Below are 26,126 nucleotides of genomic sequence, written 5' to 3'. Positions count from 1 at the left end.
GCATATAATTGTATTTTCGCCCACTGAATTCAAATTTTAACAACAAATACTCATGGCGGTTTTATCTAAAATAAGGCAGCGTTCAATTTTACTGATAGGTGTTATCGGTTTCTGTTTATTAGCTTTTATAATAGGTGATATTATAAACAGCGGCGGATTTGGCGTTACAAAAAATGTAGGGAGCGTAAACGGGACAGACATCCCGGCCCAGGAATTTATGCAAAGCGTAAACAACATGCAAACGCGCCAGCAGGGCATTAGTGCTACTCAGGCTGCTAACAATGTATGGGATTACGAAGTGCAAAAAGTGCTTTTTGAAGAAAGGTTTGATAAAGCCGGTTTACGAGTAGGCAGAGACCACGTTCTTGATATATATGCACAGGTTTATGGCCAGTACCCTCAGTTTATGAATGCGCTTGGCAAGTTTGACAAAGCAAAATTCAATGAGTTTCTTGTTAATCTTAAAACTACAAACCCGCAACAGTACCAGGCTATAGAAAAAGAAAGGCCAAGTGTAGAAACTTCTGCTAAAAGGCAGTTGTATGCTACTATGCTAAAAGCAGGTTTTTTTACTACTAACGTAGAAGGCCAGGCTAACTACCAGCTTGAAAATGATAAAGCATCGTTTGATTATGTTTTTGTTCCTTACAACAGCATTAACGACGACCAGGTTAAAGTTTCTGACGAAGAGCTTACTGCTTTTATGAAGAAAAACGAGAAAAAATACAAAGCTGAAGCATCTCGCGATATCGAGTTTGTATACATAGAGAACAAGCCATCTGCTACAGATGAGTCTGAGATGAAAAAAAGCATCGATGGGCTACTTGTTCCAAGTGTTAAATACAACGACGAGACTAAAGCTACAGACACTATTCCAAGCTTTGCGAATGCAACTAACAACGAAGAGTTTGTTAACGTAATTGCAGGTTCTGAAATGAAGTATGATACTACTTTCGTTTCTAAAAAGCAATTACCATTAGACCACGCAGAGCAAATATTTAATTTAGCTCCGGGCCAGGTTTATGGTCCTTACACACAAAACGGTTACTATATGGCTACTAAAATGGTAGCAAGAAAACCGGGTACAAGTGTTAAGGCAAGCCACATACTTATTGGTTACAAAGGCAGCCAGACTCCGGATCCAACTATTACAATGACTAAAGAAGAGGCTAAGGCTAAAGCTGATGAGTTACTTGCTCAGGTTAATGCTAACCCTGCATCGTTCTCTCAATTGGTTGCTCAAAACTCTGTAGATAAAGGTTCTGTTGCAAATGGTGGTGTTTACGATAACATTACACCAAACCAGATGGTTAAGCCATTTAACGATTTTATCTTTAACAAGCCGGTAGGTACTACAGGTGTTGTTGAGACAGATTTTGGTTTCCACGTTATTAAAGTATTGGATAAATATGATGGTGTTCGTATTGCTACTATAGCGCAAAAAATACAACCGTCTGAAGCTACTACCGATGCTAACTTTACAAAAGCTACCAAGCTTGAAATGGACTCAAGAGAAAAACCTCTTGCAGATCTTGCTAAAGAATTAGGTTATACACTTACACCTGTAAACGGTCTTGGTGCTAACGATGAGAACATACAAGGCGTAGGTCCGCAAAGGGCTATCGTTCGTTGGGCTTATAATAAAGATACCAATATTGGCGATGTTAAGAAATTTGACACCCCACAAGGTCATGTTGTTGCAAGGCTTAAAAATATTAACGAAAAAGGCTTACTTCCATTAGAGCAGGCAAAAGTATCTGTACTTCCACTTGTTCGTAACGAGAAGAAAGCAGCACTTATAAAAGCTAAAATGGTTGGTGCTACGTTAGAGGCTGTTTCTCAAAAAACAGGTTCGGCTATTGCACTGGCACAAAGCTTAAGCATGGCTAACCCAATGATAAGCGGTATAGGCCCTGAAATTAAAGTTGTAGGTAAAGCGTTTGGCCTTGCTGCAGGTAAAACTTCAGGTCTTATTGATGGCGAAGCCGGTGTATTTATAATAAGGACTAAAGCTGTTGAAAAAGCGGCTGCATTGCCTAACTACAGCTCAATTACTGCAAGGGTTAACGCCCAAGGCAGGGGTGGTGTAGAAACAAGGCTTGCTACAGCACTTAAAGATGATGCAAAAATTGAAGATAACAGGTTTGAGTTTAACTAAGACATAATCTCTTTTAGATACAAAAACGTCCCGCACATTGTGCGGGACGTTTTGTTTTATAATAATTCGTGATATTTATATTAGGTGTGGAGGGGGTATTGCTATAATATCATATCGCTATATGCTATAATTGTAGTATAGCCTTTATCTGTAAAGTGGGCTGTTGGATTTTCTTCGGCTACAGCCATAACAAAATCGCCACCCCAGGCACCAAGGCTTTTTACTACGCCTTTAAAGTCAGGGAAAAGCTTTTCCTGAACGGGGGCTATCCCTAATACGCCGGCCATAAGTGCCTCGTGCTTTTCTAACGCCGATGCAAAGGCCTGTAGGTCGCCCGCAAGCAACGCATCGTTAGTAAGAGCATCAATACGTGTAATTATGGGCGCAATGTCTTTACGGTGCTCCCTGTAGGCGGCAATGGCCTCGCGGCTGTTTTGCTTTTGGTTAAGATACACAAACCAAATGTTACTTATAAATGCCGGGTTAAAACTAACAGGGCTAACAACCGGCAGGCTGTCTTTTATTTGATAAATAACCGGGGTGTTATGCTGTGCACAGGCAATGTCATATCCACTGCCGCCAAAACTTTCGGCAAGCAGGGTATACGCATTAATACCGAACCATTGCGCAATATTATTAATGAGTGTAGACGATGTGCCCAAACCCCAATGCCTCGGGAAGGTAAGATGCGTGCTAACCGTTAAGCCTTCTTTATTTTGAAGCAGGGCAGGGTTAGCCAAATGTGCCTTGTGCAGTATGTTTATAAGGGTAATAACTTCGGGTTTATCTGTGTGTGGCTGATTTAAAATGATGGCTTCAATGGGCAATGCCTCATCGAACCAAACAGAGCCATCGGCATCATAGCTTGTCCAGTTTATAGTGTTGCTATCGTTCGGCTCAACCGCTAACGACTGCCCGAATTTTGTGGGCAATGCCAGTGCCTTCGCGCCATCCAGCACGGTATATTCTGCGGTAATAAGCAGTTTGCCGTTACTGTAAAAAGTCTTCTTCAATGCGGGTAGGGTCTATGGTTCGCAAATGGTTTACAAAATCGGCTGCAGCCGAATGGCTCACTGTGTTTTTCTCAAAATGCTTAACGGCCTGTTGCTTCTCGTTATCGGTAGCTTCAAGCTGGTTAAGGATGTTCATAAGGTGCATTTTCATGTGGCCCTGCTGTATGCCTGTAGTGGTAAGCGATCGTAATGCCGCAAAATTTTGCGCCAGTCCGGCCACGGCTACAATCTGCATCAGTTCCTGCGCAGATGGATAGCCCAGCATCTCTAAAGAAAATTTAACCAGCGGGTGAAGCGTTGTTAGTCCGCCTACAGTGCCTAAAGCCAATGGCACATCTAACCAAAAGGTAAAAATGCCATGCTCTATTTTAGCGTGCGAAAGGCTACTGTACTGCCCGTTGCGGGCAGCGTATGCATGCACGCCGGCTTCCACGGCCCTAAAGTCGTTACCGGTAGCTACTACAACAGAGTCGATGCCATTCATAATACCTTTATTGTGCGTAACGGCACGATACGGCTCAACTTCGGCAATTTTAACCGCATTTATAAATTTGTTGGCAAACTCTTCGGGGCTAATATTTTTGTCTTCGTTAAGGTCTTCAATAGGGCATGATACCTCAGCGCGTACCACACAATTGGGTACATAGTTAGAGAGTATGCTCATAACCACATGTATGTTTTTCTCGTCTTCGGTAAAGGCATTGTACAAAAGCGCTTCTTCCCGTAAGGTTTTAGAAAACTGCTCCAGGCACGAGTTTATAAAGTTGGCACCCATACTGTCTACGGTTTCAAAAGTAGCGTGCAGCTGGTAGTAATTGGGTATAAGGGCGGTCTTGTCTCTAAGTTCGATATTTAAAATACCGCCGCCACGCTTTTGCATGTTTTTGGTAATAGTCTCGGTATCGGTAAAAAATTCCTGTTTGGTAGCTTCAAAAAAAGTAGTCAGTTTTTCGGCATCGCCGGTATACATAAAATGCACCTGGCCAATTTTTTCGGTATCAAGCACGGTAGCTTTAAAGCCACCACGTGTAGCCCAGAACTTAGCCGATTTAGAAGCTGCTGCTACCACAGAGCTTTCTTCGATAGCCATAGGTATGGTATATTCGCGGCCATTAATAGTAAAATTTGGGGCAATGCCCAACGGAAGGTAAAAATTAGAGATGGTATTTTCTATAAACTCGTCGTGCAGTTTTTGCAGCACATCATCGGTATTCCAGTATTTTCTTAATAAAGCCGAAGTCTCCTCCGGACTTTTAAAATATTCGTTAGCCAGCCAATCTATTTTTTGTTCTTTGCTAAGTTTACTAAACCCCGCTATTGCTCTACTCATTTCCAGTGCCTTAAAATAATAGTGAGCTGCAAAGATAGGCTATACATGCGGCATTTGCCAATAATTATATACCGCCCTAAAAATAGTGCGACGCATTTAACGAAAAAAACCGTGCTTAATTCATAAAAATTTACTAAAATTGGGAGTTTTTTACGAACTGCAAAATGAAATACATCAAAAAGTCGATTTTATTGTTTTTATTGGCTGCAATGCCCGCTGTGGCACAGCAAAAAATAACGCTTCAGGAAATTTGGAGCGGCGCATTCCGCGCAAAAGGCATGGACGATCTTCAGTCTATGGCAAACACCAACCAATATACGGTGCTAAATACCAACCGGGCATCAAGATCCAACCAGGTAGACCTGTACGATTTTGCCACCCTTAATAAGGTAGGTACGCTGATAGATACCAAAAACTTTAAAGAACTGGCACAGGGAATCGACAGTTATACCTTTAGCCCCGACGAAAAGAAACTTCTTATAGCATCCAATTCAGATCGCATATTCAGGCATTCGTTCCTGGCCGATTTTTATATTTATGATATTGCTGCCAAAACCCTTGTAAAATTATCGGAAGATAAGGTGCAAGAACCCACATTTTCTGCCGATGGCACCAAAGTGGCTTACGGTAAAGGCAATAACTTATATGTGTATGATATTGCCACTAAAGCTACTAAACAGTTTACAAAGGATGGTAAAAAGAATAGTGTTATTAATGGTATTACCGACTGGGTTTACGAAGAGGAGTTTGCTTTTGTAAGGGCTTACGACTGGAATGCTGCCGGAGATAAAATTGCCTTCATCAGGTTTGATGAAACTGCCGTGCCGGAATTTACCATGGAGGTGTACAACAATGGCTTGTACCCCGACCCGCAAACTTTTAAATATCCTAAAGCAGGTGAGAAAAACTCAACCGTATCGTTACATATATATGATGTAAAGGCCGGTACTACTAAAGAGATCAAACTGGGCAATTATTCAGATTTCTACATCCCAAGGATAAAATGGACCAACGATGCCCAGGCATTGAGCGTTCAGGTACTAAACCGCCACCAGAATAACCTCGACCTTATTTTTGTTGATGCTAACAGCGGCGTTGCAAAAGTGGTGCTTAACGAGCAGGATAAGGCTTATGTTGATATTACTGATAACCTTACTTTTTTAAATGATAACAGTTTTATCTGGACGAGCGAAAAAGACGGTTATAACCATATTTATCACTACAGTAAAGCAGGCAAGCTGCTGGACCAGATTACAAAAGGCAACTGGGAAGTAACGGCTTACTACGGTTTTGACGATAAAACAGGCAATATTTTTTACCAGTCGGTAGAAAACGGTTCAATAAACCGCGATGTATACCGTATTAACCTTAACGGAAAAAATAAGGTAAGGCTAACCAATCAGGTTGGTACAAGCAACGCTACGTTTAGCCCCAATTTCGATTTGTTTATCAATGCGTTTTCGAGTGCAAAGCAGCCAACTACTTATACTTTAAATAGTGCTAAAGATGGCAACCAGGTTAAAGAAATTGCTAATAACAACGACCTTAAAACCAAACTGGCTAATTATGCAATTCCCGTTAAGGAATTTACCACCATTACTACAGAAAAAGGTAACGAACTGAATGCATGGTTTATTAAGCCAGCCAATTTTGATCCTTCTAAAAAATATCCGGTTTTAATGTACCAATACAGTGGGCCTGGCTCGCAGCAGGTAACTAACTCATGGAATGATACCGATGATTACTGGTTTTACATGCTATCTCAGGAGGGTTATATTATTGCCTGTGTAGATGGGCGCGGTACCGGTTTTAAAGGTGCTGCCTTTAAAAAAGTAACTTATAAAGAACTTGGTAAATTTGAGGTGGAAGACCAGATAGATGCTGCTAAAGTTATTGGCAAATATGCTTACGTAGACCCTGCCCGTATTGGCATCTGGGGCTGGAGCTATGGTGGTTTTATGAGCAGCAACTGCATTTTAAAAGGTGCCGATGTGTTTAAAATGGCAATTGCTGTGGCACCGGTTACCAACTGGCGTTTTTACGATTCGGTTTATACCGAAAGATACATGCAAACCCCACAGGAAAATGCATCGGGCTATGATGAAAACTCGCCTATAAACCACGCATCTAAACTTAAGGGCTCGTATTTATTGGTACACGGCAGTGCCGATGATAACGTACACGTGCAAAACACCATGCTAATGGTTGAAGCACTTGTACAGGCCAACAAACAGTTTGACTGGGCTATTTACCCCGACAAGAACCACGGTATTTATGGCGGTGCCACAAGGCTGCAGCTATACACAAAAATGACCAACTTTATTAAAGATAAACTATAATGAGCAAAACTACTGCGGTAACCTTAGAGGATATACAAAATTTCGAGGGCAAGTATCCTAAACAATTATGGGGATTGTTTTTCTCTGAAATGTGGGAGCGTTTTTGTTTTTACGGCATGAGGGGGGTACTTACCTACTTTATGATAACACACCTTATATTAGAGGTTGGCGGACACATGAGCGAAAGCCAGGCCAACCTTCAGTATGGTGCTACGCAAGCCTTTGTATATGCCTTTACGTTTATAGGCGGTTTGTTTGCCGATAAGATATTAGGTTTCAGGAAATCGCTTTTTTGGGGTGGTTTTTTAATGATAATTGGTAGCGCCATATTGGCGTTCGACCCGTTTCCGGAAAGTAATTTCTTTTTAGGGATAAGTTTTACGGTAATTGGTACCGGTTTCTTTAAACCAAATATTTCTACCATGGTGGGCTCTTTATACAAAAGGGGCGATGCCAGGAGAGATGCCGGTTTCTCACTTTTTTACTCGGGTATTAACATTGGTGCCCTTTTAGGAGGCTATGCCTGTATTGCCATAGGTAAAGGGCAGTTGTTTACAAGCTTTATTCCGGAGCAATATACCTGGAATGTTGCTTTTGGGCTTGCCGGCCTGGTAATGACCATTAGCCTTGTTACGTTTATCTTCACACAAAAAACATTAGGCCCAATTGGCTTATCGCCATTTAAAAGCGAAGACGGCAACGTTAAGAGCGTTATAGAAACGGACAGTTTTGGAACCGTTAAGCCGGAAGCACCGGGTAAAGTGGTAGTAACCGTAAACAGCGGTAAAAGTTGGTACGAATATGCTGTATATGCGCTTACTTTAGCATTAATACCCGTTATTATGGCTATGGTTGCCAAAACAGAGTATACGGATTATTTTATGTACACCATAGGTCCGCTTACGCTTGTATATCTGGGTTACGAAATGACCAAGCACACTTGGGAAGAAAGCAAGAAACTTATTGCAGCCCTTATATTTATAGTGTTCTCTATTGTATTTTGGGCGTTTTTTGAGCAGAGCGGTGGTTCACTGAGCATTTTTGCTGCAAAAAACCTTGACAATATTGTTGCAGGAGCAGTTACCTTAGACCCTAACGGGGTTAACAATGCAGCCAACTCGGTATTTGTAATTATTTTTGCACCTATTGTTGGCCTTGTATGGCTGGCTATGGCTAAAAAGAAAATAGAGCCTAATACGGTAATTAAATTCGGCTTAGGTTTTATATTTCTTGCCGGAGGTTTTTACACGTTTTACACCACACGTTTTTTCGAAGTGGCATCGGGCATTGCAAGCCTTGATGTTTTTGTGGTTGCTTATTTTATAATTACATTTGGCGAGCTTTGCCTTTCGCCAATTGGCTTATCGATCATGACAAAACTTTCGCCGCAAAGGCTACAGGGCGTTATGATGGGTATGTGGTTTTTGGCAAGTGCCTACGGGCAGTACGTTGCGGGTATATTAGGGGCAGGATTGTCTACTAATGGCAGCGAGGGCGATTCGCTTCAGCAAAAGCTTATAACGTATACCGATGGGTATTATCAACTGGCCATTTACGCCCTTATTGCAGGTGTGGTGCTAATTGTAATTTCTCCGCTGGTGCGCAAGCTAATGCAGGAAGTTAAGTAAATTTAAAAATACAACTAATTTTATATATGTCTACAACTACAGCGTCTAACAACGACTTCTTTAAATCGAATGTTTTAGGGCATCCGGCCGGATTGTTCGTTTTGTTTTTTACCGAGATGTGGGAGCGTTTTTCGTACTACGGGATGCGTGCCTTATTGGTGCTTTTTTTAACATCATCTTTAATTGGCGATAACCCCGGTTGGGGATGGCCACGTGAACATGCCCTTGCTATTTATGGTTCTTATACTTCTCTGGCTTATTTAACGCCTATTTTAGGTGGCTATATTGCTGACAGGATTATTGGCTACCGTTGGGCTGTGGTTGTGGGTGCGGTGTTAATGACGCTGGGCCACCTTAGTATGGCCATTGAGGTACACCACTTTTTTATGTACCTTGGTTTGGTACTGCTTGTTATTGGTAATGGTTTCTTTAAACCTAACATGACATCTATTGTTGCACACATGTACAAAAACCACCCTGAGAAAAAAGATGGTGCTTATACCATTTTTTACATGGGCGTAAATGCAGGTGCCTTTTTAGGGATGCTACTTTGCGGTTACATTGGCGAAAGCCCGGATTGGGGCTGGAGCTATGGTTTTGGTTTAGCTGGCATCTTTATGTTTGTAGGTATGCTACAGTTTTACTTTACCCAGAATATTTTTGGCGATATAGGCCTAAAGCCTGTTGAAGATAAAGTAGATGTTGACGAGAAGCCGGAAGAGGCTACAAGAAATCCGTTCTCTAAATTTGACCTGTTTATAATAGGTTTGGTATCGATTATTGGGTTAACGTGGATTATAAACGACCCTCTTGAGGCAATTTCTAATGGCGAGTACAATGCGTTTCCGTTTACGGTAGGCAGCCTTAGCGGTTCTAACTTTGCTATTATAACTGCACTCGTTTTGTTTCTATTCATCTTAATAAAAAGGATATCGCAATATACTTCGATACTTAAAGACAGGATGGTTGCCATTATTATACTGGCGGTTATAACCATGTTCTTTTGGGCAGCGTTTGAGCAGGCCGGTGGCTCTATGACCATTTTTGCAAAAGATTATACTGCAAGGGTGTTAGAAGGCAATGCTAAACTTATCTTTAATGTTGTAAATACATTAATTACCATAATCCCGCTTGGGCTTATAACCTATGTGCTTTTCAGGTTGTTTTCTCAAACATTCAAAAAATATGCGTTAGGTAATATTATATTGGCCCTTGGGTTTGTTATTATTTGGATAATTGTAATTTATATGCTTAAAGCGCAGTATTATGAAGAAAAATCAGAAGTTCCGGCTACATGGTTTGGGGTGTTAAACTCGCTTTTCATTATTACTTTTGCGCCATTGGTGTCTAAGGTTTGGGAAAGTAAATACAACCCGTTCGCTACCTTTAAAAACGGTTATGGCATGATATTGCTTGGTATTGGTTTTGCTGTGTTAGCTTATGGGGCAAGCTCCATACCTGCGGGTGCCAAAGTAGCATCGGTTAGTATGATATGGTTGGTACTGGCTTATTTCTTCCATACAATGGGTGAGCTTTGTATCTCTCCTGTGGGTTTATCTTACGTAAGTAAGCTGGTTCCGGGCAGAATGATAGCCATTATGTTTGGTATCTGGTACCTGGCTATTGCAATTGGTAACAAAATTGCCGGTACTATGGGCGGTAAGATCGACGAAATTACGGCGCAGTATTCTATGAGCACGTTTTTCCTTATATTTGCTATTATACCTATAGCATTAGGTTTAATAATTATGGCGTTAACACCATTGCTTAAACGACTAATGCACGGCGTACACTAATATTCGGCACTGTTTTTGGTTTACCGTTTTTAAATTTATTACGATTATGAAGAAAGCTATTTTAATTTTGTTTGTTGCCTTTAGCGCACTTAGCATGCAGGCGCAGCAACTGGAGTGGCATACAGATATTGCCAAAGCCGTTAGTCTCTCTGAAACGTCTAAAAAGCCTATCCTGATGTTTTTTACGGGCAGCGATTGGTGTGGCTGGTGCATGAAGCTGCAAAAAGAGGTGCTGCAAACTCCTGAGTTTGCTAAATGGGCCAAAGAAAATGTAATTCTGGTTGAATTGGATTTCCCAAGAAGGGCAGCGCAAACACCGGAGATTAAAAACCAGAACGCGCAGCTTAATGCTTTCTTTAAAGTAAAAGGCTATCCAACGGTTTGGTTTGCCAAAGGCTCTAAAAATGCCGATGGCAAAATAGCATTCGATGCTATGGGCAGTACCGGTTATGTTGCAGGCGGGCCATCGGCCTGGCTGGATGGTGCCAACAAGATTATCAAAAAAAGCTAAGACTTTATCTCAAAATATAAGATCCCTTTTTGTGCGTTGCATAAAAAGGGATTTTTTGTTTTTGGCAGGTAGCCTCCCAACGGGCAATGTAGGTTTTGTAGTTGGTGGCATCGGCAATTACTTGTTTGGGCTGCAGTTGCTGTAATACGCGCTCCAGGTTAAGTTTAGGCGATTGCGTAAGCAACAACACTTCGGGTTTTACATTTGGCAAGTAGGCTGCCGAACTGTCTATAATTAAAATGGTATGCCCTTTGTACCAAAGTAGATTCTGCAACGGCATTGTTTTTATTGCCGGATTAAAGCTGCCTTTGCTGTAGGCTTTTATGGCAGGGCTGATGGTAGCAAGGCTATCATTACTCATAACAGTCACCGTATTGGCGTTTTTTTGAGCTACAAGTGTGTTGTTGTAATTATGAAAGACAACCAACTCTTCGCGGTGCTTTGCCTGCCATGCCGTAGCCATATAAGTCAGCTGAAATAGCAATACGGTGCACAACAACGCCGCGGTGCGCTTGTAGCTTTGCTTATAAAGCCATAATACGGCCATTACAAGCGTTAAATACAAGGCGAGATTTAGGAGTAGGGTAAAGGGAATATCTTTTAATAGAAGGCTCTGAAATGAGGCAACCCATTTTATAAAGCCATTCATCATCACGATTAGTAATTCTAACAGTTTGCCGACCCATATAGCGAGGGGTGGAAAAATAAAGTTGAGTAATAGGGTAAGTATCCCCAAACCTAAAATTATGTTGGATAGGGGAATCACAATTACATTCGCCACTAAAAATAATAATGGAAACTGGTTGAAATAATACAGGCTAAGTGGCAGCACACCAATTTGCGCTATAAGCGATATGGCTACGGTATCGCGCCCAAAGTTCACGATCCAATATTTAGAACGCCCAAGTTTATTGTATATGTTTTGTAGCCACACTATAGCAAACACCGCGATGTAGCTAAGCTGAAAACCGGCATCGAACAAAAAGTTGGGCTTTGCTAACAGTAATACCAGCATAGATACGGCGAGTGAATTGTAAATGTTTGCCTTTCGGTTTATCAGTGTTCCTGTTAGCACAAAACTGAACATTACCACCGCACGCACTACCGATGCCGATAAGCCTGTAATAAGCGCAAAAAACCACATGAGCGCAACGATTATTGTAAAGTGCAGTATATAGCAGTGCCTGAGCCTTTTTAGCGGACCCAACATCCAATTAAGGGCGAAGAAAAGCAGGCTAAAATGCAGCCCCGATATTGCCAGTATGTGTACTACGCCTGCATTGGTGTAGCTATCGGCGGTTTCTTTATCCATGTCCTGCCGCTGCCCAAACAGCAGGGCATTGATGATATTCATGGTCTGTGCGCTGTAGTTGTGTATGGCAAAACTACTAATTAGCCTAGCGCGGAAGTTTTGTATGTGGTGGTTAAAATCTGCCCGGATTCCAGCCTTTACATAATTATTTTTCAGCTTAAGCTGATGAAAAACATCCTGCTTTTGCATGTAAACGGCATAATCAAACTGATAGGGGTTTAGTGCCGGAGTTATGGGTTGGGGTTCATCGGCAATAAAAAGTACATCGCCGGCATGCAGCAGTTTATTAACGGAGTCTTTTGGTACTGTAATTAACAATCTGCCTGTGGCCAATTGCTTATCAATAGCCTCAACCTCAAAATAATACTTTTCAGAAAATTCGTTGGGTTTTAAGCGCTCTGTTATTACGCCCTTAATAACGGGAGTAGCATCCGGCTTTAAAAAATGCGAATAATGCGTTATGTAATTGGGGCTGTAGTGCAATTGCTGTAACCCCATGCCGGCAATAAAAGCGAACAGAATTGCGGCAAAGCCAAAATATGGCTTAGGGATAAGTGTTTTATTGGCCTTAAAATAAGTTGCTGCAAGTAGCAGTAGCGCAATAAAACATATACTGTATAACAGGGGTAAGCCGGGCTGTAAATAATAACCGGCAAGAATGCCCAGTGCAATAAAAAGTGTGAAGGGAATAACAGGATATTTCAATACCGTCATGCTACATCAGGATATCGAAATAGTTGTGATTTAGTCTTCTATAACCCTGTTTGCCTGAATAAATGTGCGTGAGTTATAAGGCTCGCTCATAGACGATACCATTACACCCTGGCTTGTAGAGGCATGGATAAATTTTATCTCGCCATCTTCGGTAACTTCTGTTACAAGGCCAACATGGTTTATTCTTTTTCTGCGTGGGTTATTGTCAAAAAACAGCAGGTCGCCTTTTTTAACGTCTTTAAGCTCTACTTCTCGGCCGGCATTGGCAGCCATATCGGCAGAACTTCTTGGAAGTGTAACATCAAAAATCTGAAAAGTGGCATAAACCATACCGCTGCAATCCATGCCGGCAGGTGTTGTGCCTCCGCCTCTGTACCTAACGCCTTCAAACTGCATGGCATTATTTACTATTTGTGTGGCAAAATAATTTTCAAACGGGGTAGGAACGTAGTCGGGATCTGGGGTATCGCTAACAACAAAACGTTTTTTCTTGCTTTTTGCAGTAACCGGAGCTTCGGTTTTGTTTGGGCCTCCTTTACTTTTTGTGCTTTTTGCTTTCGCAGGCTGATCATCATTAACAACTACAACATCGTTGTCTAAAAATAAAACTTTGGTTTCTGCTTTTTGGGCTGCAACAGCTTGTGCCGGAGTTGAAACTTTGTTTTCTGCGTAAGTGTAAGTCCCTTGTTTTTGAGCCTCTTTTTTTGAGGTTACTATTTGCGCCGAGACCGAAAAAGTGGTAAAGGCAATCAGTATAAAGGGTAGTATATGGAGTTTTCTCAAAACGTTTTCTTTTATCAAATTCGACAGTGTGTTTTGACAAATATAACGAATTACTTTTATATAAATTTTAAGAAACTATGTTAAATGTTTGATTATTAACGCTGCGGTTTTCTCGCTGGCCCCTTTTCCGCCTAATTTTTTTTCCAGTAAATCGTACTGTTTCAGGAGGTTTTCGCGATATTGGGGTGTTAAAATTTTTGTGAGTTCTGTTTTGATATTTTTTTTGTTCAGCTCTTCCTGAATAAGCTCTTTTACCACCTCTTTGTCCATAATCAGGTTAACCAAAGAGATGTATTTTAGCGTAATTATGCGTTTAGCTATCTGGTAGGATATCCATCCGCCTTTGTAGCAAACCACCTCCGGAACTTTAAAAAGTGCGGTCTCTAAAGTGGCTGTGCCCGAAGTTACCAAAGCAGCATGGGCAATGCTTAAAAGGTCGTAGGTTTGGTTAGAAATAAAGTGAACACGCTCGTTAGTTAAAAACTGTTTGTAAAACGAATAATCCTGAGAGGGTGCCCCTGCAATTACAAACTGGTAATCAGCAAAATCGTCTACCACCGATAGCATAAGGCTAAGCATTTTTGCAATTTCCTGTTTGCGGCTGCCGGGCAGCAGGGCAATAACAGGCCTGTCATCCAAATTATTATCCTTTCTAAACTGCTCTTTATCGGCAGCCTTGCGGTTATGGATGGCATCAATTAATGGGTGGCCTACAAACTCTACGGCAAAATTGTGTTTTTGCTCGTAAAACTCCTTTTCAAACGGCAGTATAATGTACATGTGGTCTACATCGCGCTTAATGGCTTTAATGCGGCTTTCTTTCCACGCCCAAATTTGCGGCGATATATAATAGTGCATTTTAAAGCCAAGCGGCTTAGCCCATTTTGCAATGCGCATATTAAAGCCGGGGTAATCTATAAAAATAAGCACATCGGGCTTAAAAGCCAAAATGTCTTCTTTGCAAATCTTAATGTTGTTAAGTATGGTCTTAAGGTTTTGTACCACTTCGGCAAAGCCCATAAAAGCCAGGTCGCGGTAATGCTTAACCAGTGTGCCGCCAGTTTGCTGCATCAGGTCGCCGCCCCAAAAGCGAATCTCTGCCATTGGGTCTTTCTTAAAAAGTTCCTTCATAAGGTTAGCGCCGTGCAGGTCGCCGCTGGCTTCGCCTGCAATAATGTAGTATTTCATGTACGATACTTTATAGGGCAAAAATAAGGTTTTTAATTTTAGGATAAACTTTTGCCTGCTAAGTACATCTTAAAATCAAATCCCCAAACATTTACATCTTCCGTATAGATCATGCCAACGCTTTGGGCTACTTTTTCTGAAGCTGTATTGTCAGGGCGTATAAGCGAGCAGATTTCTGTAAGCTTTAAAGCATCTAAAGCATAATCTTTCAGAGCTTCTAAAGCTTCGGAGGCATAACCCTGGCCGCGATACTGTTTAAGTAAAGCGTAGGAAAGCTCAGTCTTATCAATTTCGTCAATATAAAAACTACCCACGTAGCCAATAACGGCATTAGTGGCTTTTTCTACAAGCAGCCATTTGCCACGCGAATTAGTGGTTTCAGAATACATGGTATTATATAGCTCTATCCCTTTTAACAGTTGCTCTTTAGATTTTGGCTTGCCATCGGTAGTGGTGTATTTAATAATGTCGGCATCCTGATAAATAGCATGCATCTCATCAAGCCTTTCTACAGAATACCTGATGGCTTTAAGGCGGTTGGTTTCAAAAAGGGGTGTATCGGTCATCATCTACTCCTCATTCATTCCCCAGCCATTTAAACCCTGTATGGCATGGTGGGCGGTAAGGTCAAACTGAACGGGTACTACAGATACATAACCGTTGGCCAGTGCCCATTCGTCGGTATCTTCGCCCTTATCCATATTCACAAATTTGCCGGTAAGCCAGTAGTAGTCGCGGCCCATTGGGTTGGTGCGCTTATCAAACTTTTCCTGCCACATAGCTTTGGCCTGCCGGCACACCTTAATGCCCTTAATCTCCTTTTGTGGAAGTTTGGGTATATTTACATTCAGTATAACACCATCTGGCAGGCCGTTGGCTAAAACCTCTTCGGTAATTTTTTTTATAAACGGCTTGGCGGGTTCAAAATCGGCATCCCAGTTGTAATCCAAAAGTGAAAAACCAATGGCGGGTATGCCCTCTATACCGGCCTCGACCGCTGCGCTCATGGTGCCGCTGTAAATTACATTAATAGAACTATTAGAGCCGTGGTTAACACCGCTAACGCACAAAACGGGCTTGCGGTGCAGTATCTCGTTAACGGCAAACTTTACGCAGTCTACGGGCGTACCGCTGCAACTGTATTCGGTTTCAATATCCGGGTCTATGTCTATCTTGTTAATATAGAGTGTGTTGTTTATAGTTATAGCGTGTCCGGTGGCACTTTGCGGGCTATCGGGCGCTACTACAACTACGTCTCCCAACTGTTTCATAACGGCAATAAGCGCCCTGATTCCGGGGGCTGTAACGCCATCGTCGTTGGTTACAAGTATTAAGGGTTTTTTCTTCATTGTTTAGCAAAATCAAAATAAGTATTGTACTTTTACGTTTGCTAAAATACACATTTTTGCTGTGCCGGAGGGAAAGATACCTGAAGATGAAATTTTGGCACGCTTTTTAATGTGTAATGTTATACAAGAAGATAAATGAATGCCTTTTTAAGTTTTATGAAGAGAAATTATAAAATAGTAGCGATTGTTGTCCTGTTGGCCGGCGCGCTGTTTAGCTTTACCTTATTACCGGCAAAGCAAAAAGAAAACGATCCGGAAAAAGACCAGCTTTTAATTGAGCTGATTACATTTGTTATAGAAAAGGGGCATTACAGCCCTGCTGCTATAGACGATACTTTTTCTAAAGGCGTATATAAAAGTTACCTGGAAAACCTGGACCCGTCTAAAAGGTTCTTTACACAGGCTGACATAACCGAATTTTCTAAATACGAAACCCAGCTTGACGACCAGATAAACAAGCGCGACCTTAGTTTCTTCGATCTTACCTACAACAGGTTGGTTATGAGAATTAAAGAATCGGAAGGGTTTTATAAAGAGATACTTGCCAAACCTTTTGACTTTACTAAAGATGAGAAGTTTAACGTAGACTACGAGCACCAGCCGTATGCCAAGAACGATGCCGAACTACACACCCGTTGGGAAAAACAGCTTAAGCTATCGGTTTTGTCTTCGGTTACCGATAAGCAAAAACTTCAGGATACTCCTGTAGACAAGCTTAAAGCCGATGGCGATAAAGCCGTGGAGACTACCCCTAAAGTAGACGATAAAAAAGCCGATGGTACAAAGAAAACCTTTGCAGAACTTGAAAAAGAATCGCGTGAGGCTACTTTAAAATCGCTTGATGAATATTTTGAGTTTGTAGAAGAACTTAAACGTGAAGAGTGGTTTAGCATTTACCTTAATGCTATTGCCGAGCGTTTTGACCCGCACACGTTCTATTTTGCTCCGGATGATAAAGAGAAATTTGATGCCAGCATGAGGGGGTCCATTGAAGGTATTGGAGCAAGGCTTCAGAAAAAAAATGATTTAATTGAAATATCTGAACTTATACCGGGCGGACCTGCCTGGAGGGGTAAAGACCTTGAACAGGGCGACCTTATTATGAAAGTGGCCCAGGGCAACGGCGACGCTATAGATATTGCCGGTATGCGGTTGGACGATGTTGTTAAAAAAATAAAAGGCCCTAAAGGCACTGAGGTTAGGCTTACCGTTAAAAAGGTAGACGGTTCTATTAAAGTTATCCCCATTACAAGGGAAGTGGTAGAGTTTGAGGAGACTTATGCGAAATCGAGCGTTGTTAAAAAAGACGGTAAATTATACGGCATTATTAACCTGCCTAAGTTTTACATTGATTTTGATAACCAGGACAGCCGCGATGCTGCTAAAGACGTGGCATTGGAAGTGGAAAGACTTAAAAAACAGGGTGTAGAAGGCCTTATTATCGACCTTAGAGATAATGGTGGTGGCTCGCTTAAAACTGTTGTAGATATTACAGGTTTATTTATAGATAAAGGCCCTGTGGTTCAGGTACGTTCTCGTGCTGCCGATGGCAGTGCAGGCGGTACTACAGAGGTGCTTAGCGATAACGACCCTAAAGTACAGTGGGATGGCCCACTTGTAGTAATGGTTAACAACTTCTCGGCTTCGGCTTCAGAAATTTTTGCAGCGGCCATACAAGATTATAACCGTGGTGTTATTATTGGTAGTAAACATACTTATGGTAAAGGTACAGTGCAGAATATAATCGACCTTAACCGTTTTGTGCGCAACAACAGCTTTGGCGACCTTGGTGCCCTTAAAACTACTACCCAGAAATTCTACAGGATTAACGGTGGTTCTACACAAAGAGAAGGTGTATCAAGCGATATTAATATGCCGGACAAATATTCTTACATAGATATGGGCGAGCGCGATAACGACAATGCATTGCCTTATGATAAGATTGCTGCGGCCGATTACAAAGCCTTTAAAAATAACTTTGCTCCAATTGTAGAGAAAAGTAAAAAGCGTATGGCAGCTAATGCCCAGTTTAAACTGATGGACGAAAACGCTCATTGGATCTTTGAGAAAAAAGACGATAACACCTTCGACCTTAACATTGATAAGTTTAAAGCAGAGCTTGCCAAGACCGAAGAGATAACTAAAAAATTCAAGGCACTTAACGGTTACAAAAACAACCTTAAGTTTGAGGCATTGCCTTATGAGCAGGAAATATTTAAAAAAGACCCTGCCCTTGCCGAGAAAAAAGAAAGATGGTACGAAAGCCTTTCTAAAGATATTTATGTAGAAGAAGCCCTTAATGTACTGGATGATATGCAGCCAAAAGGCACTACAAAAAGTGCGGTAAGCATAAATAAAAAAGATACTAAGATTAAAACAAGATAATAAGCGAATGGCTAAAACCGGTAAATCGCTTACAGGCTTAGCGCTCCAAAAGTTCAGCAGGAACTTTTGGGGCGTTTTAAGTTTAGGGCTTATTGTAGTATTGGTGCTCATAGCACTTTTTGCTTATGTACTGGCACCCGAAAAATCGCAGAATGCCAACTGGGGCGACCTTGCGATACACAGCAAATCGCCGGGATTTACGGTTAACATGCTGCATTTCTCTTCGCCGGGAACGGCCAAATTTAAATTCAGCCACTACTTTACGGGCAACCCTAACCCGGAGGTAAAGATCCCTGTCTTAAAATATACCGTTAAGGGCGATAGCCTTACATATTACGAATATACCGATGAGCCCAGCCTTGCCATTAGCAAAACCATTCCGCTAACCGAATTTGGTTCGGCTGCTAACGCAGCAACTGTAGAGAAAGACTTCATCAAACAACAAAAATTTATACTGGGCACCGATAGCCAGGGGCGCGACCTGCTTAGCCGGCTAATAGTGGGATCACGTGTTTCCATAGCCATCGGTTTTGTGGCGGTGTTTATAAGTTTGGTAGTAGGCATTTTTTTTGGTGCCATTGCCGGTTACTATGGCGGTAAGGTAGATGCCTTTGTAATGTGGCTTGTAAACATCATCTGGAGTATACCTACGCTGCTGTTAGTAATAGCCATTACTTTGGCGCTTGGTAAGGGCTTCTGGCAGGTTTTTGTGGCCGTTGGGCTTACTATGTGGGTAGAAGTTGCCCGTGTGGTCAGGGGGCAGGTAATGAGCATTAAGCAAATGCAGTTTGTAACTGCAGCCCGTGCTTTGGGTTACAGCAATCGGCGCATAATCTTTAACCATATTTTGCCCAACAGTATGGCACCGGTAATTGTAATATCGGCAGCTAATTTTGCATCGGCCATATTGGTGGAGAGCGGGCTTAGCTTTCTGGGCCTTGGCGCACAGCCACCCGTACCCAGCTGGGGCGGCATGATAAAAGACCACTATAATTATATAATACTCGGTAAGCCGTACCTTGCCCTTGCCCCAGGTATAGCCATGCTTTTATTGGTTCTTGCCTTTATGATGGTGGGCAATGCCCTTAGGGATGCGCTGGATGTAAAGAGCGAGTAATGCTTAAATAATAATTCTCATATTGATAATATGGCAGTAGATAATAAAAACGTTATTGATGCGATAAGCACAGATTTTGAGGGTGTTGTAGTGCTTACAATAAGCGATCACTTAGAATGGGATGATGACAATAAGCATCTTTTAATTTTGCAGAATAAAATTAATGTATACTTGGATGTTTTGCAAAACGGGCAGATATACGAAAGTTATCCGGATTCAGTTGGGAAAGCATTTAGAATACAAATAGCACTTAAATATTCTCCAAATAAAATAGGGTTTGATTTTTTAAATCAGATTCAGATTGTTTTAAGGGATAATGGCTACGACTTCAAATATTATCATTTACAATAATAAAGTGAAAGGCTAACTTTCTTTTATAAATCAGAATAGTTTACATGACAGAATACCAAATTGATGCCTGGAAAAAAGAGATATACAATGCACTTGCAGCGATATCAGATATTGAAACTCAAAAGTTAGAGTGGGTTGGTCCTGCGGCATCGGGTGCTAAAGTAATCAGCAGGTTGTACGACCTGGAATACAATCTGTTTATCTCGTACTTGATAGAGAACGAAGAGGGCAGCAGGAAAATGCTTGCCGAAATGCTAAGGCTGGATAAAATGTTGGAAGATTATTCGCGGATTAAAATATCCGGTGAAAAAATGCTGCTCGACCCTGATTGGCATGCCATCGCTTATACTGCTGCACAAATAGTTATCCTCTGGGATGCTACTATGGAGGAGTAATAGTTTACTCGTACTGCATTAAAGTGTTATACGGGCAATATTTGTCATTCTGATCATAGCCTGTCTGTCGGTAGGCAGGCGCAGCGGAGTCGAAGAATCTCTATATTTTATAAGGGATCTCCTATCGTCAAATTGATCAACGGTATATAAGCCGTCATTGCCTATAATGGAGTATGGTAATTGAAAAATCAGTGTAAATCCGCGCTTGCAAATCCGTTTTATCCGCGTTTCATACTACTACCACTCATTCACTTTATTGGCATCCATTTTAATAAAAATGAAGAGCAATAATGTAAATGCCCACAAACTCGATCCGCCATAGCTAAAAAACGGCAACGGAACCCCCACAGTTGGGAAAAGCTTGATGAGCATGGTAATATTCACAAAAAAATGCATGAATAATATAGAGGCTACGCAATAGCCATACACACGGCTAAACTTTGATTTTTGCCTTTCGGCGAGGTAAATAATACGCAGTAGCAGTGTTATAAATACGGCTATAACTGCAATGCCGCCTACAAAGCCCCACTCTTCGCCCACGGTGGTAAAAATATAATCGGTATGCTGCTCGGGTACAAAGCCGCCTTTGGTTTGCGTGCCTTCCAGATAGCCTTTACCAAACCAACCACCCGATCCAATAGCAATCTGGGCCTGGTTAAGGTTATAGCCTTCGGCCTGCATGTTTACATCTTTACCAAAAAGCACGTTAATACGGTCTTTCTGGTGGCTTTCCAATACATTATCGTAAACGTAGCTAACTGAGAGCACAAACGCCGTCATAGCCACGAATATTAAGCTGCTAAGTATAGGGTTTCGCATGGCGCGGCGTGTAACAAAATACTGCGCCAGTATTACCAATGCGCCAAATAATATTACAAACTGAGGCCGAACCAGCAATGCCGCCAAAAACAATACTATGGCAATAGCGCCGGTGCCCAGGTACCAGCCGGGCAGGCCTTCGCGGTACAATACAAGGCTTAACGACACAAATATCATGGCGCTACCGGCATCGGGCTGCATCATAATAAGTAGTACAGGCAGGGCTATTATAGCAAATGCCAGTAATTGATGGTTCGTGTTCTTGAGGTTTATTTGTACATCACTCAAAAATTTAGCGAGTACTAATGATGTAGCTATCTTAGCAAATTCAGACGGTTGCAGGCTGAAACCGCCAAAAGAATACCAGTTGGTTTGCCCTTTAATGGTTTTACCCAATACAAAAAGCCCGGCAAGGAGCAGGAGCCCAAAGCCGTAGAATATAAAAGCGTATTTGTCGTAAATTTTGGCATCTGCGGTAAGTGTTACAATAATCAGCGGTATGCTGGTCATTATAAACATTATCTGCTTGCCGTAGGCCTGGCTAATATCAAAAATAGAAGTCTCCTCGTTGGGTAGCGATGCCGAATAAATAGTCATCCAGCCCAACCCTACCAACACCGCATACAGCAGGATGGTTATCCAGTCTATATTATTGGTAACACTCTGGTTCTTCATTGCTAATTATTAATGCTAAATGGAAGCCCGCTATATGGTTTTTCGTATTCTGCTTTAAGGCCCTGTGTCATCATTTTAGTTTCTAATGCCTCTCGGGTGGTGCTGCCTTTAAGGTATTTTTCTATCATCAGGGTGGCAATTGGGCCGGCCCATCGGGCACCCCAGTAACCGTTTTCTACAAACACGGCTATGGCAATAGTAGGGTTTTCGCGCGGTGCGAAAGCCACAAATATAGAGTGGTCGCTAAGCTGGGTATTTACACCGTTTATTTTGGTGTAATTCTCTGCCGTACCGGTTTTACCGCAAATTTCTATACCTTCAACCCTTAAATGGTGCGCCGTACCCAGGTTAAATACATCAAACAAACCATCTATAACAGGCTTGTAATATTGCTTGTCTATAGAGGTATAATGCCTGGTTGTAAATTTTTTATCGATAGGTTTACCCTTAATCTTTTTGATTACGTGAGGCGTATAGTAATACCCCTGATTGGCAACGGTAGCCATCATGTTAGCCAACTGAATAGGCGTCATTAGCACCTCGCCCTGGCCAATAGAGTTGGATATAATGGTAGAGCTTCTCCAGCCGCCGTTAGGGTAGTAGCGTTTGTAGAATTTTGGGGTAGGTACAAGGCCCTTTCTACCAGGCGGCAGGTCGTAGCCCAAAAAGTCGCCCAGGCCAAAACTTTTAAGGTGGCTGCTCCAAGCATTAACACCATATTCCGGTTTAGGATATTTATCTATTGTAAGTTTAAACGTATTAGCAAAATAAGTGTTGCACGATTTGTAAATACCCTCGTGCAGCCTGTTATTACCGCTGTCGTGGCAGCGCATAAAAGCGCCACGCCCATAGCTAAATCCGTGGTTGCACACAAAGCTGGTGTTCTCGTCTATAACTTCTTCCTGCAGGCCAATAAGCCCTGTAAGTATCTTAAATGGCGATCCCGGTGGGTACTCAGCTAACAGTCCACGGTCGTATAACGGTTTAGATATAGAGTCGTTAAATAGGGCAGTATAGTTTTTAGAACGGTCGCGACCCACAAGTAGCGAAGGATCGTAAGATGGTGCCGTAACCAAAGCCAGTATCTCGCCGGTTTTGGGCTCTATTGCCACAATACCACCGCGTTTTTCGAACATTAGCGATTCGCCGTATTTTTGAAGCTCGGCGTCCAGCGAAAGCGTAATATCGCTGCCCTGTACGGCAACGGTGTCGTAAATACCCTCTTTAAAAGAGCCTATTTCGCGGTTAAAACGGTCTTTTTGTACATACTTAACGCCTTTAACACCACGTAGTATGTCTTCGTACATTTCTTCTACACCCTGGCGGCCAATAAGGTCGCCGCTCTTGTAGTATGGGTCTTTTTTTATGGTGGCATCGCCCACCTGCTGTATGTAGCCAAACACGTTAGAGGCTGCATGCACCTGATAATCGCGCAGCGAACGCTTTACAATATCAAAGCCTTTAAAACGGCGGATGCGCTCCTGGAAACCTGCAAACTCTTTTTTGCTAAGCTGCGGTAAAAATACAGAGGGTAGCCTTGGGCTGTACACCTTGGCTTTTTCCAGGCGCTGGTTAAAATATTCGCGGGTAATATTAAGAAGGCCGCACAGTGCAAGTGTGTCGGTGTTCTTCATTTCGTTAGGGGTGACCATAATATCATACGATGGCTGGTTGGCAACCATAAGCACGCCGTTACGGTCGTAAATATAACCGCGTTCGGGGTAATCGTATTTTATTTTGATGGCATTATTGTCCGACTTTTTAATGTACGAGTCGTCCAGTATCTGCAAGTAAAAAAGCCTTGCTATTATAAGCAGGGTACCGGCAATAATAAGGGTTGGCAACAGTATTTTTCTCATAATTGTTTGGCCGGCTTAATAAGGTAAATAGTAATTACACAAATAATTAGCGTAAATATGGTGGTGTACAGTGTGTGTAGCAGTGCATCCAAAATTAGGCTAAAGCGGAACATTTCTAACAAAAATAAGATTAAATGGTGGAGCACCACGCATATAAATATAAAAGAAAGCCTTTCGGGCGAAAGCCTGTCGTTGATTTTAATAGTTTGGTATTCATAACTTACACCAAAGGAGAATTTAAAGAAGGTAGGCCGCATGTAAGCCAATACCACGCAGGCAACCGAATGCGGCCCCCCGGTATTAAGGTACATATCTATAAAAAGGCCCAGGAAAAATGCTGATATAAGTAATACAGCCTTGTTGCCGTTTACCGGATATAACAGTATGTACAATATATACGGATACGGAACCAGGAAGCCGAACAGGCTTATTTTGTTGCAAACAACAACCTGTACCGCAAGCAGGGCCAAAAACCTAAGGATATTTATTAAAACGGTACTATTCATTAGTGGTGGCCTGCTGTAGTTGTTCTATTTCTTTTTTGTCTTTGTTCTCAATTACGTATATGTAGCCAAGGCTTGTCATATCATTAAATAGCCTTATATCCAGCGTATAGTAATTGGTTTTTTTGTCTATGTACACTTTTTCTATGGTGCCAATAGGAATGTTTTCAGGAAAAATGGTACTTTCGGCCCCCGTAACAATGGTATCGCCTTTAATAACGGTGGCAAGCCTTGGTACATCTACCAATTGCGCAAAGCCCGTGTTTTTACCATTCCATGTAAGGGTACCAAAGTGGTTGTTTTTTTTGATCTTGGCACCAAGCCTGAATTTAGAATTGAGTACACTGATTACCGTGGCGTAACCCGCCGATGTGTTTTCTATATACCCAATAACGCCCTGGCTGCTAACCACACCCATATCTGGCTTAATGCCATCTTTGGCGCCGCTGCTTATGGTAAGGTAGTTATCCTGTTTGCTGTACGAGTTTATAATAACCTTGCTTTGTATAACCTTATACGTGCCAAGCTCTGTAGGTAGTGTAACCGGCGGGCGGTTGGTACTATCCTGCGTGTTATATAACAATCTTTTTAGCTGGGCATTCTCGGCGGCAAGCTGCTCATTTTGTTCTCTAAGGCCAAAATAAGCCTCTACGTTATTAATTTGTTCGGAAGTGTAACCCGTTACCGCATTGGCAGATGAAACCGCCTGGCTCCTGTGGTAAGCATGCGATTGTATGGTAAAAGTTAACGAAATGCCCAAAAGCAGCAAAAACAGTAGTGTGATACTGTTTTTAAATAAAAAATTTACTATTTGCTGCATTTCCTAATCGGTTATTTTATAAGTATGCTTCTGTATTTTGGTATGTTTTTAAGGGTCATCCCTGTGCCTCTTACTACAGCCCTTAAAGGGTCTTCGGCAATGTAAACAGGCAGGTCGGTTTTTTGGGATATCCTTTTGTCCAGCCCCCTTAACATCGATCCTCCACCTGCAAGGTAAATACCGGTGTTATAAATATCGGCAGCTAATTCCGGAGGTGTTTGCGATAGGGTTTCCATAACGGCATCCTCTATACGTTGTATCGACTTATCCAGTGCCTTGGCAATTTCGCGGTACGATACATCTACCTGTTTAGGCTTACCCGTTAAAAGGTCACGGCCCTGTACACTCATATCTTCGGGTGCGCTTTCAAGGTCTTCAAGAGCGGCACCAATAGTAATCTTAATTTTCTCTGCCGTGCTTTCTCCAACAAAAAGGTTGTGCTGGGTGCGCATGTAATAAACAATATCGTTAGTAAAAACGTCGCCCGCAATTTTTACAGATTTATCGCAAACAATACCACCAAGTGCTATAACCGCAATCTCTGTAGTACCACCGCCTATATCAACAATCATGTTACCTTTAGGCTGCATAATATCTATACCAATACCAATAGCAGCTGCCATAGGCTCGTGTATAAGGTAAACTTCTTTACCATTTACCCTTTCGGCCGATTCTTTTACCGCACGCATCTCTACTTCGGTAATACCGCTTGGTATGCATATAACCATGCGAAGCGCAGGCTGGAACAATTTCTTTTTAAGTGCCGGAATGCTTTTAATAAACATTGTAAGCATTTTTTCAGACGCATCAAAATCAGCTATAACCCCATCTTTTAACGGACGTATGGTTTTGATGTTTTCATGCGTTTTACCCTGCATCATATTAGCCTCTTTACCCACGGCTATTATTTTACCGCTTACGCGGTCGCGGGCCACAATAGATGGGCTGTCTATAACTACTTTATCATTATGTATTATAAGGGTATTCGCAGTGCCAAGGTCAATGGCTATATCCTCGGTCATGAAATCAAAAAATCCCATACTTATATTAGAGGTTAGGTATTTATATTTAGTTTGTGTGT

Annotated in this window: 21 protein-coding genes; 9 read left to right on the top strand and 12 right to left on the bottom strand. The window is 41.9% G+C overall.

All coding sequences use genetic code 11. From position 1 onward, the window contains the following. Nucleotides 1-52 precede the first annotated feature (52 nt). The gene (locus G509_RS0105435) at nt 53-2,158 is read left to right on the top strand and encodes a peptidylprolyl isomerase (protein ID WP_026990601.1); all 2,106 of its coding nucleotides are present in this window, start codon (nt 53-55) and stop codon (nt 2,156-2,158) included. 101 nt (nt 2,159-2,259) lie between these two features. Here G509_RS0105435 and G509_RS0105430 read toward each other — a convergent pair whose 3' ends face one another. After that, complete coding sequence (locus G509_RS0105430; protein WP_026990600.1) at nt 2,260-3,171, bottom strand: GYDIA family GHMP kinase; 912 nt, start codon at nt 3,169-3,171, stop codon at nt 2,260-2,262. Then, the gene (locus tag G509_RS0105425; protein WP_026990599.1) at nt 3,149-4,501 is read right to left on the bottom strand and encodes a hydroxymethylglutaryl-CoA reductase, degradative; all 1,353 of its coding nucleotides are present in this window, start codon (nt 4,499-4,501) and stop codon (nt 3,149-3,151) included. The genes G509_RS0105430 and G509_RS0105425 overlap by 23 nt, the downstream gene beginning before the upstream one ends. Nucleotides 4,502-4,665: 164 nt before the next feature. On the opposite strand from G509_RS0105425, the gene G509_RS0105420 reads away from it, so the two are divergent. The 4 genes from G509_RS0105420 to G509_RS0105405 are packed head-to-tail and all read left to right on the top strand — an operon-like array spanning nt 4,666 to nt 10,775. After that, on the top strand, nt 4,666-6,840 hold the full coding sequence (locus G509_RS0105420; RefSeq protein WP_026990598.1) for a S9 family peptidase: 2,175 nt from the start codon (nt 4,666-4,668) through the stop codon (nt 6,838-6,840). Then, entirely contained in the window at nt 6,840-8,468 is a 1,629-nt protein-coding gene (locus G509_RS0105415; RefSeq protein ID WP_026990597.1) for a peptide MFS transporter, read from the top strand. Before G509_RS0105420 ends, G509_RS0105415 begins: the two co-directional genes overlap by 1 nt. Before the next feature lie 26 nt (nt 8,469-8,494). Then, nucleotides 8,495-10,264, top strand: coding sequence for a peptide MFS transporter (locus tag G509_RS0105410; protein ID WP_026990596.1), 1,770 nt, complete (start codon nt 8,495-8,497; stop codon nt 10,262-10,264). Nucleotides 10,265-10,310: 46 nt separating this feature from the next. After that, on the top strand, nt 10,311-10,775 hold the full coding sequence (locus tag G509_RS0105405) for a thioredoxin family protein (RefSeq protein WP_026990595.1): 465 nt from the start codon (nt 10,311-10,313) through the stop codon (nt 10,773-10,775). A gap of 4 nt (nt 10,776-10,779) precedes the next feature. Here G509_RS0105405 and G509_RS21480 read toward each other — a convergent pair whose 3' ends face one another. The 5 genes from G509_RS21480 to surE form a co-directional block, all read right to left on the bottom strand. Then, nucleotides 10,780-12,801 (bottom strand): ComEC/Rec2 family competence protein, encoded by a 2,022-nt coding sequence (locus G509_RS21480; protein WP_051199955.1) that lies wholly within the window; start codon nt 12,799-12,801, stop codon nt 10,780-10,782. Between the two features lie 30 nt (nt 12,802-12,831). Continuing rightward, nucleotides 12,832-13,584 (bottom strand): C40 family peptidase, encoded by a 753-nt coding sequence (locus G509_RS22750; RefSeq protein ID WP_131450703.1) that lies wholly within the window; start codon nt 13,582-13,584, stop codon nt 12,832-12,834. Between the two features lie 75 nt (nt 13,585-13,659). Next, the gene (gene lpxB / locus G509_RS0105390; RefSeq protein WP_026990594.1) at nt 13,660-14,772 is read right to left on the bottom strand and encodes a lipid-A-disaccharide synthase; all 1,113 of its coding nucleotides are present in this window, start codon (nt 14,770-14,772) and stop codon (nt 13,660-13,662) included. Between the two features lie 38 nt (nt 14,773-14,810). Continuing rightward, on the bottom strand, nt 14,811-15,341 hold the full coding sequence (locus tag G509_RS0105385) for a GNAT family N-acetyltransferase (RefSeq protein ID WP_026990593.1): 531 nt from the start codon (nt 15,339-15,341) through the stop codon (nt 14,811-14,813). Further along, nucleotides 15,342-16,121 carry a 5'/3'-nucleotidase SurE gene (surE, locus tag G509_RS0105380; protein ID WP_026990592.1) on the bottom strand — a complete coding sequence of 260 codons (780 nt, stop codon included), beginning with the start codon at nt 16,119-16,121 and terminating at the stop codon, nt 15,342-15,344. 135 nt (nt 16,122-16,256) lie between these two features. On the opposite strand from surE, the gene G509_RS0105375 reads away from it, so the two are divergent. Genes G509_RS0105375 through G509_RS0105360 form a run of 4 tightly spaced genes read left to right on the top strand, consistent with a single transcriptional unit; the run spans nt 16,257 to nt 20,369 of the window. Next, nucleotides 16,257-18,506 (top strand): carboxy terminal-processing peptidase, encoded by a 2,250-nt coding sequence (locus tag G509_RS0105375; RefSeq protein WP_026990591.1) that lies wholly within the window; start codon nt 16,257-16,259, stop codon nt 18,504-18,506. A gap of 7 nt (nt 18,507-18,513) precedes the next feature. Beyond that, nucleotides 18,514-19,623, top strand: coding sequence for an ABC transporter permease (locus G509_RS0105370; RefSeq protein WP_026990590.1), 1,110 nt, complete (start codon nt 18,514-18,516; stop codon nt 19,621-19,623). Nucleotides 19,624-19,653: 30 nt separating this feature from the next. Beyond that, nucleotides 19,654-19,974, top strand: a complete 321-nt coding sequence (locus G509_RS0105365) for a DUF6572 domain-containing protein (protein WP_026990589.1) — start codon at nt 19,654-19,656, stop codon at nt 19,972-19,974. 44 nt (nt 19,975-20,018) lie between these two features. Continuing rightward, nucleotides 20,019-20,369, top strand: coding sequence for a hypothetical protein (locus G509_RS0105360; RefSeq protein ID WP_026990588.1), 351 nt, complete (start codon nt 20,019-20,021; stop codon nt 20,367-20,369). Between the two features lie 237 nt (nt 20,370-20,606). Here G509_RS0105360 and rodA read toward each other — a convergent pair whose 3' ends face one another. Genes rodA through G509_RS0105335 form a run of 5 tightly spaced genes read right to left on the bottom strand, consistent with a single transcriptional unit; the run spans nt 20,607 to nt 26,085 of the window. After that, on the bottom strand, nt 20,607-21,863 hold the full coding sequence (rodA, locus tag G509_RS0105355) for a rod shape-determining protein RodA (RefSeq protein WP_026990587.1): 1,257 nt from the start codon (nt 21,861-21,863) through the stop codon (nt 20,607-20,609). 2 nt (nt 21,864-21,865) lie between these two features. Further along, complete coding sequence (gene mrdA / locus G509_RS0105350; RefSeq protein WP_026990586.1) at nt 21,866-23,722, bottom strand: penicillin-binding protein 2; 1,857 nt, start codon at nt 23,720-23,722, stop codon at nt 21,866-21,868. Next, entirely contained in the window at nt 23,719-24,228 is a 510-nt protein-coding gene (locus tag G509_RS0105345) for a hypothetical protein (RefSeq protein ID WP_026990585.1), read from the bottom strand. Before G509_RS0105345 ends, mrdA begins: the two co-directional genes overlap by 4 nt. Beyond that, nucleotides 24,221-25,045, bottom strand: a complete 825-nt coding sequence (mreC, locus tag G509_RS0105340; protein WP_026990584.1) for a rod shape-determining protein MreC — start codon at nt 25,043-25,045, stop codon at nt 24,221-24,223. The genes G509_RS0105345 and mreC overlap by 8 nt, the downstream gene beginning before the upstream one ends. Nucleotides 25,046-25,056: 11 nt before the next feature. Next, nucleotides 25,057-26,085: a rod shape-determining protein gene (locus G509_RS0105335; protein WP_026990583.1), complete on the bottom strand. Its 1,029-nt coding sequence runs from the start codon at nt 26,083-26,085 to the stop codon at nt 25,057-25,059. Nucleotides 26,086-26,126: the final 41 nt, after the last annotated feature.

It is taken from the genome of Flavobacterium subsaxonicum WB 4.1-42 = DSM 21790, from assembly GCF_000422725.1.
Classification (GTDB): Bacteria; Bacteroidota; Bacteroidia; order Flavobacteriales; family Flavobacteriaceae; genus Flavobacterium; species Flavobacterium subsaxonicum.
Note: the sequence above shows the minus strand (reverse complement) of the source record. Positions and strands in the feature narration are given on the sequence as shown.